The following is an 11,539-nucleotide window of genomic DNA, read 5'->3' as shown; positions in this document are numbered from 1 at the left end:
GGCGCCGCCGACTTTGGCCGAAGGCCAACCGGAGGCGGCGCGGGGGTCAAGGGGGCGCAGCCCCCTGCGGTTTCTTTCCCCTATTTCTTGTCCGTACAAGAAATAGGGTCGCCGCCGGTCGACTACCGGCAAACCCTCCGGCCTCCGGGCGGAAAATCTAAGGCGGCCTGTACCCCGGCGCCCGCGGGTGAGGCTCCTTCCGGTCGGTGAGGTCAAGCAGGTAATCGGTGCTGGTGCCGTAGTAGTCGGCAAGCATCTCGATGTGATGGACCCGGATGCCGCCGCGGCGCTCATAGCGGCTGTAAGTTCCGGGGGAAACGTGAATGACGGCTGCGGCTTGGCGGAGCGTCAGGCCGCGCTCCAGACGGATTTCTTTCAAATGCTGATATACGATATGCTTCATAATTATCACCCGGCGTCATCATAGCATAGAGCCGGGAGGATGTGCCGCAAAAGAAACATATCTGTGTCTTTCCATTAAATAAAAGGAACCGGCCGAAAGGCCGGTTCCTTTTATTTCACGTTTATAAGAATTGGATTTTCCAGCACCCCGACGACGTCGAGCGTCTTGGGATCGACGGCACTGAGATAGACGGTGCCCTGGTGCTCGCCGGAGGCGAGCGGCTGCTGAAGGTCGACCTTGGAGATGTACTGGTTGGGGGCGATGTACTGGGAGCGGTAGAGGACGCTCTCATCCCCGTCGGCGGTCAGCTCGACGACCATCAGGTATTCGTTGAACGCGGGGTTCTGTACGTTGAGTCCGCCGCCCGTGCCGTCGGACTGGAAGGTGACGGTGGAGCTGACGCGGTAGCCGAAGAGGTTTTCACCGGGGGATTTCTCGTTCCAGGGCGCGCCGGGCGGCGTGCCCGTCTGCGCGGCGGGATCGAGCCCCTCCACCCGGAAGGCGCTTTTGATTTCGCCGGGGGAGCCGTTGAGGCTCCGCAGGAAGAGGAAAAGCCCGAGCGCGATGAGGATGGCGCAGAGGATGGAGAGCACCAGCACAAGCGCGGTATGGGAGCGGGAACGCTGTCGCAGCATAAGCAATCACCTCGAAAAAATCCCCGCCGCGCGGGGAGGGATCAGGGCCCGTCAGGTAATCTTGCGCAGGATTTTGGGGCGGAACCAGCCGCGGTAGATGCGCAGCACCTGGGAGAGCAGGAAATCGTACATAAAGAGGGTAAAGTTGACCAGGGCGAGGGCGACGACAATGGTATACCTTCCGAAGTCGCCCCATCCCTCGAGCATATCGGGGATGCCAAAGACGTAGAGCATCACATAGTAGAAGGCGACGACCACGCCGTTAAAGAGCAGGAGCTTCAAAAGACAGGCGATGGGGCGCGGCGTCCGCTCGATACGGGATTTGAGCATGGGGTAGTAGCCGAGCAGCATGACGAAGAGGACCTTGGCCTCCTGGTCGGGGACGATGAACATGGCGAGCACCGAAACGGCCGCGTAGACAAGCATGGCGGTCTTGGTGCCGTTTTCCTCCTCGACGGCGATGAGGACGATGCCGGCCATCGCGGGAAAGACATAGGAGGAGAAGGGGATCAGGCCGGTCATGAACATCATCAGCAGGCAGAGGGCGGCGGAGAGGCCGCCGATTGCCACCTGGGTACTTTTTTTCATAGACGGGACGCCTCCGATGCTTCTGATGCGGGCCTGCGGCGCCCGGAAAACGCGAAAGGCGGCCGGCCGCTCAGAAGCAGCTGTTGCCGCAGCAGTCCATGCAGCAGTTGGCGCAGTACATGGCGGCGCAGATGTCGCAGCAGCTGCATCCGCCGACGGTGCCGGTCTGGTAGGAGCCGCCGCCGTACTGGGGACGGCCGTTCTGCCGCTGCCAGAGCAGCTGGTTGTAGGCGGCGGAATACTCGCTGTTCTGGGGATTCATCTGGCAGGCCTTCTGGAAGCTCTGGAGCGCGTCGTCGAGCCATCCGCGCGAATAGTAAATGCTGCCCTTGAGGAAGTACCACTCGGCGTCACGGCTGGCGGCGGCCACGCCGTCGAGGAGCTCCTGCGCCTCGGCGAGCCGGCCGGAATTGATCATGCGGCGGATATCCGAAAACTGGGAAGCGCCCTGCGTATAGGCGCCGCCCGAATAGCCGCCGGACTGTCCGCCCGCCCGGCGCTGCGCGACGATCTCGTCGTATGCCTGGTTGATCTCCTGCATCTTCTCCTCGGCCAGGTCGGACAGGGGGTTGTTCGCATAGTTATCCGGATGATACTTTTTGGCAAGCTCCCGGTATGCGGCCTTCACCTGTTCGTCGGTGGCGTTGGGGGAGATCCCTAAGACCTTATACGGATCTGTCATCGGTTTTCAGTCTCCTTTGGCAGCAAGATTCGTTCGACGGTATCGCGCAGGCCGAGGTGGATGACGTTGTCCAGGATCGGCTTAAAGTCGTGCAGGCCGATCAGCTCGTACGCCTTGATGATCTCCCCGATCGTCAAAAATAGGGAGCCCTTGGCGTTTTCGCGGATGGAAGCGAGCTGTTCGGGGGTGGGGGAGGGCGTCTTCTCCCGCAGGAGGAACGCGTTGTAGCTGTGGCGGCGGGCGTCCTCCTCGAGGTCGTCGAGCGCGTCCGCCAGGTAGACGTACCGGCCGAGCAGGTAGCCGAACCGCTCGAGCACCCGCTTCTGGGCGCCGTCGTTGGTGAGCAGGCCGCAGATGCCCGAGAGGGCGAGCGCGGTGGGCTCGCAGGCGCGGTCGACGCTGTCGCACTGTTCGTCCTCAAGCGCGCTCTGCTTGCTGATCGTCTCGTAGATGATCTGCGCCACGCCGGGGAAGCGGTCGGCGGCCTTTTTGTAGGCGCGCCGCGCGAAGGGCATGGCGAGCATCGCGCCCAGCCGGGAGCCGAAGCCGCCGTCGCGGTAGTTGTCGAGCACCTTGTAGTAGAGCATGATCATCGCGACGCCCGAGGAAAAGTCAAGCTGCCCGCAGCGGGGGCAGCAGGGAATTTTCCTGAGCGGGTTGAGCATGCAGCGCCCGGGGACGAAGGCGAGGTGTTCTCCCGAAAGGGACAGGTCGAGCAGCGCGAGGAAGGTGAAGTCGTAGCTGAGGGTCAGCCGGGCGAAGGGGCCGTATTCCCGGCCGAGCTGTTTGCAGAGCCCGCAGTAGACCGCCTTATAGGTTTCGTATTCGCAGACGCGCAGCATCCCCTTGAAGGGCTTGATGTAACCAAACATTAGTGTCTCCCGATCGGGTGAAGATTTTCCGCGAAACGGCGGGTTTTTTCGCCTGTCCGCGATGGGGCGCCGGGGAATCCTTGTAAAAAACGTGCGATCCGCGCTGCGGGCGCGGATTTTCCGGTGTTTTCACAGACCTTTCTGAACTCTCTTATTTTACACGAAAAGGCTGTGAATTTGTTTAATAAACTATGAATTCCACGAAATTACGTTATGGATTGGTGATTCAACCGGGGCCTGTTTGCGTAAACCGCGCCCGGATTTCCGTTTGGCACCGGCAGCGCGGCGCGCCCGGCGGTTCCCGCGCGCCGGACTGTCCGCGCCGGGCGGACCGGTTTCCGGTCCGGGGCGGCGGGATAACCGGGAAAAGGGCGGCGTGGGCATTTGCCCATGCCGCCCTTTTCCCGGTGGGGATTGGCCGCGGGTTGCGCGGAAAAAACGGCCGGAGGGGGATCAGTCCCTCTCCAGCCCCTCCTGAGCCGGGTTGTCGATGAGGTTGCCGCGGTAGTCGAACCGGGAGCCGTGGCAGGGACAGTCCCAGCTCTTTTCGTCCGGGTTCCACTCCAGCTGGCAGCCCAGATGGGGGCAGCGGATCGAGACGATGAACGCTTCGCCGTTTTCGTCATTGTACACCCCGGCCTTTTCGCCGTCGTATTCCACCACGCCCCCGTGCCCGCAGGGCAGCGCCTCGATGTCCTCCCGCGGAGGCGAGAGGAGCCTGCGCGCCAGCCCCTTGGCGGCCTGGGCGGTATCCCGCATCAGCTCCTTTGCGGAGGCGGAGGGGTTGAACCGCTGGGGCGTGAATACCTGTTCCCAGGGGCTTTTGCCCTCTGTGATCAGGCCGGAGATCACAAGGGCGGAAACCATGGAGGAGGTCATGCCCCATTTTTGGAAGCCGGTCGCCACGTACCAGTCGGGCGTCGAGGCAGAGTACCGGCCGATATAGGGCACCCCGTCCAGCGTCATGCAGTCCTGGGCGCTCCAGGCGGCCGCCTCGCTGCTCCCGGGCCAGTAGGTTTTCGCCGCTTCCCGCAGCCTCTGGTACTGCCCGCCCGCGGAATTTTCACCGGTGCGGTGGTTCCCGCCGCCGAGGAGCAGCAGGTCCCCCTGCGTCCGGAGGGAGAGGCCGTCCGCGTCGACGCCGAGGTACATTCCGTCGAGCTTCGCGGCGTTTTTGAGCGCGATGACATAGCTGCGCTCCTGGTGCATCCGCATGAAGTAGTAGCCGGGCGCGTTCAGGAAGGGGTAGTGGCAGGCGAACACGATCTTCCCCGCCGTCACCTCCCCGCGGTTGGTAAAAATCCGGTTCCCCTCCACGGACCGCACGGGGGTTCCTTCATAGATTTCCAGCGGTCCGGCGACGGCGTACAGGAAGTTGAGCGGATGGAACCGCGCCTGCCCGTCGTAGCGCAGGGCGGCGGCCACGGGGAAGGGGAGCTCCGTCCGGACGCCGCAGGCCGCGTCGATGCCGAGCGTTTTTGCCGCCTCGAATTCCCGCGCCAGCGTTTCCCGCCCGGCGGTGGAATAGAGGTACGCCGGGGCCTCGGTGAAATCGCAGCCGACGCCCAGCTCCCGGACGATGCGCCGGTATTCCGCGATGGCGCGCTGGTTGGCGTCGGCGTACTGCCGTGCCCGCTCCTCCCCCGACCGCTCGATCAGCCGGTGGTACAGGAGGCCGTGCTGGCTGGTGATCTTGGCGGTGGTGTTCTTCGTCTGTCCGCAGCCCACGCGCGAGGCTTCCAGAATCACGGTGCGCAGCCCCGCCGCCTTCAAAAAATGAGCGGTCAGCACCCCCGCCATCCCGCCGCCGATGACGGCCGCATCCACGTCCAGGCTGCCCGCAAGCGCGGGCCGCTCCGGGAACCCGGCGGTTTTGCTCCAGATGGATTCGCTCACGGCTTTTCCACCCCCGCGCGGCGGACCGCCCGTTTGCCGCCTGTTTCCACAATACCACGCTCCTTTTGTTTGGTATTCCTAGCGTGGGCCGGCTGCTGAGAATTATTCCCGCCGTGGAAAAAGATTTCCGGCCGTCCGGGGGCTTTTGGGGGAAAAATGTCCGCGCGGCGGGGAAAGAAGTGAAAAAAAGATGGCGGAAGGCTTGATTTTAGACGCGGATCGCAGTATGATAAGGCAATAGGGTTTAACGGATAAATGCGTTAAAGCGCCCGGCGGCGACGCCGCAAAAGGAAACGGAGTGAAGGTAATCATGATCTACAACCGGGAAGCCGAAACGATGCCGCGAAAGCAGATCGAGGCGCTCCAGCTGGAGCGGATGAAGCACATCGTGCGATACTGCTACGACAACGTGAAGTTTTACCACGATCGGTTTGACGAGGTCGGGTTCGACCCCGACAGATTCAAGGCCCTCTCCGACATCAAGTATATCCCGCCGACGACCAAGGACGACCTGCGCGACAACTACCCCTTCGGCCTCTTTGCGGTGCCGCAGAAGAAGGTCGTGCGCATCCACGCGTCGAGCGGCACCACCGGAAAGCCGACCGTCGTCGGATACACGAAAAACGACCTCGACATGTGGAGCGAGATCATGGCGCGCCTCATCGCCGCCGCGGGCGTGAACGACGAGGACATCGCGCAGATCTGCTTCGGCTACGGCCTCTTCACCGGCGCGCTCGGCCTGCACTACGGCCTCGAGCGGCTCGGCGCCTCGGTCGTGCCCTCCTCCTCCGGCAACTCGGAGAAGCAGATCATGCTGATGAAGGATTTCGGCACCACGACGCTGATCGCCACCCCCACCTACGCGCTCTACCTCGGCGAGCTGGCCGCCGAGCTCGGCTACGGGCCCGACGACTTCAAGCTGCGCATCGGCCTCTTCGGCTCGGAGGGCAGCACCCCCGAGATGCGCGAAAAGATCGAGCAGAAGCTCGGGCTCTTTGCCACCGACAACTACGGCATGAGCGAGCTCATCGGCCCGGGCGTCTCGGGCGAATGTGAGTTCCGCGACGGCCTGCATATCAACGAGGACCACTTCTTCACCGAGGTGGTCGACCCCGACACCCTCGGGGAGAAGGCGGAGGGCGAGGTCGGCGAGCTGGTCATCACCACCCTCACCAAGGAGGCGCTGCCGCTGCTGCGCTACCGCACCCGCGACCTCTCCCGCGTGACCTACGCCCCCTGCAAATGCGGCCGCACGACCGCCCGCATGGACAAGATCATGGGCCGCAGCGACGACATGATCAAGGTCAAGGGCGTCAACGTGTTCCCCTCCCAGATCGAGAGCGTGCTTATGCCGATGAGCCAGATCAGCCCGCACTACATGCTCTATGTGCGGCACGAGGGCTACACCGACACGCTCGAGGTCAAGGTCGAGCTGATCGACGGCTCCCTGCTCGAGCGGTTCTCCGACCTCGAAAAGCTCCAGGAGACGATCCACGCCAGGCTGCGCACCGTGCTGGGCATCGACGCGAAGGTCACCCTCGTGCAGCCCAAGACGATCGAGCGGTTCCAGGGCAAGGCCAAGCGGGTCGTCGACCTGCGCTGACGCAAGTAATTCATTAAAGGAGTACATATATGAAACAGCTGATGCTTGGCAACCAGGCGGTTGCCAGAGGACTCTTCGAGGCAGGCTGCCGGTTCGTCTCGAGCTATCCCGGCACCCCCTCCACCGAGATCTCCGAGTATGCGAGCGAGTACGACGAGATCTACGCCGAGTGGGCCCCCAACGAGAAGGTCGCCATGGAGGCGGCGCTCGGCGCGGCCATCGGCGGCGCGCGCTCCTTCTGCGCGATGAAGCACGTGGGACTCAACGTCGCGGCCGACCCGCTCTTTACCGCCTCCTACACCGGCGTGAACGCCGGCATGGTCATCGGCGTGGCGGACGACCCGGGCATGCATTCCTCCCAGAACGAGCAGGATTCCCGCCACTACGCCGTCGCGGCCAAGCTGCCGATGGTGGAGCCCGCCGATTCAAGGGACTGCATCGACCTCGTGGCGGCGGCGTACGAGATTTCCGAGGCGTTCGACACGCCGGTGATCTTCCGCACCTGCACCCGCATCGCCCACTCCCAGAGCATCGTGGAGCCGAAGGAGCGCACGGAATATCCGCTGAAGCCGTATGAAAAGAACCCGAAGAAATATGTCATGATGCCCGCCAACGCGGTCGGGAGGCATGTCTTCGTCGAGGAGCGGATGAAAAAGCTCGCCGAGTTCGCCGAAACCACCCCGCTCAACCGGGTGGAGATGGGGGACGCGGAGGTCGGCTTCATCACCTCGGGCACCTGCTACCAGTATGTGAAGGAGGCGTTCCCCGAAGCGAGCGTCCTCAAGCTCGGGCTCGTGAACCCGCTGCCCGCGAAGCTCATCCGCAGCTTCGCGGACAGGGTAAAGACCCTCTACGTGGTCGAGGAGCACGACCCGGTCATCGAGACCTTCTGCCGCGCGAATGGCGTGCGGGTCGACGGCGGCAAGGACCGCCTCGGCCTCTGCGGCGAATACTCCCAGCGGACGGTCGCCCGGGCGTTCGGCAAGGAGGTCCCCGGCGGGCTCTCCTTCGGCGAGGCGGTGCCCGTGCGCCCGCCCGTGCTCTGCCCCGGCTGCCCCCACCGCGGCCTCTTCTACACGCTGCACAAGCTCGGCGTGATGGTCAGCGGCGACATCGGCTGCTACACCCTCGGCGCGCTGCCCCCGCTCGGGGCGCTCGACACGACCGTCTGCATGGGCGCGTCGATCTCCGGGCTGCACGGCTTCAACACCGCGCGCGGCGGCGACTCGGCCAAAAAGTCCGTCGCGGTCATCGGCGACAGCACCTTCATGCACTCGGGCATCACCGGCCTCATCGACATCACCTATAACCGCGGCAATTCGACCGTCATCGTGCTCGACAACTCGATCACAGGCATGACCGGGCACCAGCAGAACCCGACGACCGGGCTGACGCTCAAAAACCAGCCCACCCCGCAGGTTTCGATCGAGAAGGTGTGCGAGGCGGCGGGCGTCAGGCGCATCCGCGTCGTCGACCCGAACGAGCTTAAGGAGCTCGAGGCCGTCATCAGGGAGGAGCTCGCGGCCGACGAGCCGTCGGTGATCGTCACCCGGCGGCCCTGCGCGCTGCTCAAGTACGTCAAGCACAACCCGCCGCTCGCCGTGGACGCGGAGAAGTGCAAAAACTGCAAGGCCTGCATGAAGATCGGCTGCCCCGCGATCAGCGCGGCGGAGGGCCATGTCACCGTCGACCAGACCCTCTGCGTCGGCTGCGGGCTGTGTGAAAAAATGTGCGCGTTCGGCGCGCTGAAATCTTCCGTGGGGGTGCAGGGCTGATGGCAAACGTAAAAAGCGTCATGATCGTGGGGGTCGGCGGGCAGGGCTCGCTGCTCGCCTCCAAGCTGCTCGGCAACGTGCTGCTCTCGCGCGGGTTCGACGTCAAGGTCTCCGAGGTGCACGGCATGAGCCAGCGCGGCGGTTCCGTCGTCACCTATGTGCGCTATGGCGGCAAGGTCTATTCCCCCATCGTCTCGGAGGGGGAGGCCGACGCGATCGTCTCCTTTGAGCGGCTCGAGGCCGCCCGCTGGCTGCCCTACCTGAAGGAGGGCGGGCGGCTCATCGTCAACGACCAGCGGATCGACCCGATGCCGGTCATCACCGGCGCGGCGGGCTATCCCGACGGCATCCTCGAAAAGCTCGCCGCCACCGGCGCGAACCTGCTGGCAATCGACGCCCTCTCGCTGGCCGAACAGGCCGGCAGCGCCAAGGCGGTCAACGTCGTGCTCATGGGGGTGCTTTCCACCCTGCTCGACATCCCCGAGGAGGCCTGGCAGGCGTCGCTGGAGGCCTGCGTGCCCGCGAAATTCCTTGAGCTCAACCGCCGCGCGTTCGCGCTCGGCCGGAACCATACCGCGTGACCAAATCTTAACGACAGAAAGGAATGGATTCCTTTGCCAAACTACTACCAGCCCGAAATCGAGTGCGCCTCCCGGGAGCAGATCAGAGCCTGGCAGGATGAGCGCCTCGTCGAAACGGTCGAACACGCCTACAAAAACGTGGAGTTCTACCGCAGGAAGATGGATGAGAAGGGGGTCAGGCCCTCCGACATCAAATCGGTGGACGACCTTTGCAAGCTGCCCTTTTTGACCAAGGCGGACCTGCGCGACGCCTACCCCTACGGGCTGCTCGCCGTCCCGCGCGAGGACGCGGTGCGCATCCAGTCGACGAGCGGCACCACCGGCAAGCGCGTCGTCGCCTTCTACACCCAGGCCGACATCGACCTGTGGGAGGACTGCTGCGCCCGCGCAATCGTGGCCGCGGGCGGCACCCGCAGCGACGTGGTGCAGGTCTCCTACGGCTACGGCCTCTTCACCGGAGGCCCCGGCCTCAACGGCGGCTCCCACAAGGTCGGGTGCCTCACGCTGCCCATGTCCTCCGGCAACACCGCGCGGCAGATCCAGTTCATCCAGGATCTGGGCGCCACCATCCTCTGCTGCACCCCCTCCTACGCCGCCTTCATCGGCGAGACGTTTGAGGAGATGGGCATCAGGCCGGAGGACATCCCGCTCAAGGCGGGCATCTTCGGCGCCGAGGCGTGGACCCAGGAGATGCGCCGCGACATCGAAAAGAAGCTCGGCATCAAGGCGTACGACATCTACGGCCTCACCGAGCTCTCCGGACCCGGCGTCTCGTTCGAGTGCGCCGAGCAGACGGGCATGCACATCAACGAGGACCACTTCATCGCCGAGATCATCGACCCCGACACCGGCGAGGTGCTCCCCGAGGGCTCCAAGGGCGAGCTCGTCTTTACGAGCATCACCAAAAAGGCGTTCCCGATGCTCCGCTACCGCACCCGCGACATCTGCGTGCTCACCCGCGAGCCCTGCTCCTGCGGGCGCACCCACGTCAAGATGTCCAAGCCGATGGGCCGCAGCGACGACATGCTCATCATCCGCGGCGTCAACGTCTTCCCGTCCCAGATCGAGACGGTGCTCATGAACCACGGCTATCCCGCCAACTACCAGATCGTCGTCGACCGCGTCAAAAACAGCGACACCCTCGACGTCTATGTCGAGATGACGGGCGCGATGTTCGGCGACACCGTCAAGGACATCTCCCGCCGTGAAAAGCAGCTCGTCGACGGCTTCAAATCGATGCTCGGGCTGGCGGTCCACGTGCACCTCGTTTCGCCCAAGACGATCGAGCGCAGCGAAGGAAAAGCAAAACGCGTTATCGACAAACGCCATCTGGTATGATATAATTGGCATAAGAAAGGGAAGCACTTCCCCGGATTTTTGGGCAATATCGTCAAACTAACGCCGGCTCAGCGGCAGAATGGGTGTGTAATATGGTTATTAAACAGCTTTCCGTATTTGTCGAGAACCAGCCGGGCAGGCTTTCGGAGATCACCGACGTCCTCAGCAGCCGGGAGATCAACATCCGCGCCCTCTCGATCGCCGACACCACCAATTTCGGCATCCTGCGCCTGATCGTCGACCATCCCTCCCGCGCCGAAAGCGCCCTCAAGGAGCAGGGCTTCACCGTCTCTCAGACGAGCGTCATCGGCGTCGGCATCGAGGACCGCCCGGGCGGGCTCGCGGAGGCGCTGGACATCCTGCGCGAGGCGGGTATGGACGTGGAGTACATGTACGCCTTCGTCAGCCACGCCGAGAAGACCGCCTACGTCATCCTGCGCGTCGCCGACAACGACGCCGCCGAAAAGGTCCTGCGCGACCACGGCGTCCCCATCCTCAGCGGCGAGGACGTGTATTGAGGGTACGGGAGGACAGCCTCCTCGAAAACAACATCAGCCGGTTGGGCGGAAGATCTTCCGCCCAACCTTTTTTGGAGGAATGTGAAAATGTCCATTGAAAAGGTACGGGCGTTCTTTGCCGCGCGCGGGCGCGGCGGGGACGTCCTGGAGTTCCCGGTTTCGAGCGCCACCGTCGAGCTGGCGGCGCAGGCGGTCGGGGTCATCCCGGCGCGCATCGCCAAGACCCTCTCCTTCAAGAGCCCGGAGGGGTGCGTTCTGATCGTCATGGCGGGCGACGCGCGCATCGACAACCGCAAGTTCAAGGACCAGTTCTCCATGAAGGCGACGATGCTTCCGCCCGAGGAGGCGCTCGCCCTCACCGGCCACGCGGTCGGCGGCGTCTGCCCCTTCGCGATCGAGAACGAAAATGTAAAGACCTACCTGGACGTGTCGATGAAGCGGTTTGAAACCGTCTTCCCGGCGGCGGGCAGCGGCAACTCCGCCATCGAGCTCACCTGCGCCGAGCTCGAGGAGTATTCGGGCGCGGCGGGCTGGGTCGACGTCTGCAAGGGCTGGGAGGAGACGGCGGTATGATGCGGGATCCCGTCCAGACGATCGGCAGCCTCATTGACCGCGCGGGCGTCTCCTACATCGGATCGGTGGACGGCG

Annotated in this window: 12 protein-coding genes; 6 read left to right on the top strand and 6 right to left on the bottom strand. The window is 64.0% G+C overall.

The window, feature by feature from the left end; all coding sequences use genetic code 11:
- Window positions 1-157 precede the first annotated feature (157 nt).
- The 6 genes from RDM88_RS08830 to RDM88_RS08805 form a co-directional block, all read right to left on the bottom strand.
- The gene (locus RDM88_RS08830) at window positions 158-403 is read right to left on the bottom strand and encodes a helix-turn-helix transcriptional regulator (RefSeq protein WP_308754490.1); all 246 of its coding nucleotides are present in this window, start codon (window positions 401-403) and stop codon (window positions 158-160) included.
- A gap of 110 nt (window positions 404-513) precedes the next feature.
- Window positions 514-1,038, bottom strand: a complete 525-nt coding sequence (locus RDM88_RS08825; RefSeq protein WP_308754489.1) for a hypothetical protein — start codon at window positions 1,036-1,038, stop codon at window positions 514-516.
- 51 nt (window positions 1,039-1,089) lie between these two features.
- On the bottom strand, window positions 1,090-1,626 hold the full coding sequence (locus tag RDM88_RS08820) for a hypothetical protein (RefSeq protein ID WP_308754488.1): 537 nt from the start codon (window positions 1,624-1,626) through the stop codon (window positions 1,090-1,092).
- Window positions 1,627-1,696: 70 nt separating this feature from the next.
- A complete protein-coding gene (locus tag RDM88_RS08815) occupies window positions 1,697-2,308 on the bottom strand; it encodes a J domain-containing protein (protein ID WP_308754487.1) in 612 nt (203 codons plus the stop codon).
- Entirely contained in the window at window positions 2,305-3,180 is an 876-nt protein-coding gene (locus tag RDM88_RS08810) for a DUF5685 family protein (RefSeq protein ID WP_308754486.1), read from the bottom strand. Before RDM88_RS08810 ends, RDM88_RS08815 begins: the two co-directional genes overlap by 4 nt.
- Window positions 3,181-3,633: 453 nt before the next feature.
- Window positions 3,634-5,076, bottom strand: coding sequence for an FAD-dependent oxidoreductase (locus tag RDM88_RS08805; RefSeq protein ID WP_308754485.1), 1,443 nt, complete (start codon window positions 5,074-5,076; stop codon window positions 3,634-3,636).
- A 310-nt stretch (window positions 5,077-5,386) separates the two neighbouring features.
- Between RDM88_RS08805 and RDM88_RS08800 the strand changes: the two genes are divergently transcribed.
- The 6 genes from RDM88_RS08800 to RDM88_RS08775 all read left to right on the top strand — a co-directional run bounded on the left by RDM88_RS08800 (window position 5,387) and on the right by RDM88_RS08775 (window position 11,464).
- A complete protein-coding gene (locus RDM88_RS08800; RefSeq protein ID WP_308754491.1) occupies window positions 5,387-6,679 on the top strand; it encodes a phenylacetate--CoA ligase in 1,293 nt (430 codons plus the stop codon).
- A 29-nt stretch (window positions 6,680-6,708) separates the two neighbouring features.
- A complete protein-coding gene (iorA, locus tag RDM88_RS08795) occupies window positions 6,709-8,454 on the top strand; it encodes an indolepyruvate ferredoxin oxidoreductase subunit alpha (RefSeq protein WP_308754484.1) in 1,746 nt (581 codons plus the stop codon).
- Window positions 8,454-9,035, top strand: a complete 582-nt coding sequence (locus tag RDM88_RS08790) for an indolepyruvate oxidoreductase subunit beta (RefSeq protein ID WP_308754483.1) — start codon at window positions 8,454-8,456, stop codon at window positions 9,033-9,035. The genes iorA and RDM88_RS08790 overlap by 1 nt, the downstream gene beginning before the upstream one ends.
- 33 nt (window positions 9,036-9,068) lie before the next feature.
- A complete protein-coding gene (locus RDM88_RS08785) occupies window positions 9,069-10,373 on the top strand; it encodes a phenylacetate--CoA ligase (protein WP_308754482.1) in 1,305 nt (434 codons plus the stop codon).
- A 92-nt stretch (window positions 10,374-10,465) separates the two neighbouring features.
- Window positions 10,466-10,891 (top strand): ACT domain-containing protein, encoded by a 426-nt coding sequence (locus RDM88_RS08780; RefSeq protein WP_308754481.1) that lies wholly within the window; start codon window positions 10,466-10,468, stop codon window positions 10,889-10,891.
- Between the two features lie 87 nt (window positions 10,892-10,978).
- On the top strand, window positions 10,979-11,464 hold the full coding sequence (locus tag RDM88_RS08775; RefSeq protein WP_308754480.1) for a YbaK/EbsC family protein: 486 nt from the start codon (window positions 10,979-10,981) through the stop codon (window positions 11,462-11,464).
- Window positions 11,465-11,539 lie beyond the last annotated feature (75 nt).

It is taken from the genome of uncultured Anaerotruncus sp. (genome assembly GCF_902490045.1).
In the GTDB taxonomy this organism is placed as follows: domain Bacteria; phylum Bacillota; class Clostridia; order Oscillospirales; family Ruminococcaceae; genus Anaerotruncus.
The sequence above is the reverse complement of the archived record's forward strand: the minus strand, read 5'-3'. Positions and strand labels throughout refer to the sequence as shown.

What these genes read in the sequence shown, in the direction of transcription:
- RDM88_RS08830 (WP_308754490.1), bottom strand. Translation starts at nt 403, where the DNA reads ATGAAGCATATCGTATATCAGCATTTGAAAGAAATCCGTCTGGAGCGC.
- RDM88_RS08825 (WP_308754489.1), bottom strand. Translation starts at nt 1,038, where the DNA reads ATGCTGCGACAGCGTTCCCGCTCCCATACCGCGCTTGTGCTGGTGCTC.
- RDM88_RS08820 (WP_308754488.1), bottom strand. Translation starts at nt 1,626, where the DNA reads ATGAAAAAAAGTACCCAGGTGGCAATCGGCGGCCTCTCCGCCGCCCTC.
- RDM88_RS08815 (WP_308754487.1), bottom strand. Translation starts at nt 2,308, where the DNA reads ATGACAGATCCGTATAAGGTCTTAGGGATCTCCCCCAACGCCACCGAC.
- RDM88_RS08810 (WP_308754486.1), bottom strand. Translation starts at nt 3,180, where the DNA reads ATGTTTGGTTACATCAAGCCCTTCAAGGGGATGCTGCGCGTCTGCGAA.
- RDM88_RS08800 (WP_308754491.1), top strand. Translation starts at nt 5,387, where the DNA reads ATGATCTACAACCGGGAAGCCGAAACGATGCCGCGAAAGCAGATCGAG.
- iorA (WP_308754484.1), top strand. Translation starts at nt 6,709, where the DNA reads ATGAAACAGCTGATGCTTGGCAACCAGGCGGTTGCCAGAGGACTCTTC.
- RDM88_RS08790 (WP_308754483.1), top strand. Translation starts at nt 8,454, where the DNA reads ATGGCAAACGTAAAAAGCGTCATGATCGTGGGGGTCGGCGGGCAGGGC.
- RDM88_RS08780 (WP_308754481.1), top strand. Translation starts at nt 10,466, where the DNA reads ATGGTTATTAAACAGCTTTCCGTATTTGTCGAGAACCAGCCGGGCAGG.
- RDM88_RS08775 (WP_308754480.1), top strand. Translation starts at nt 10,979, where the DNA reads ATGTCCATTGAAAAGGTACGGGCGTTCTTTGCCGCGCGCGGGCGCGGC.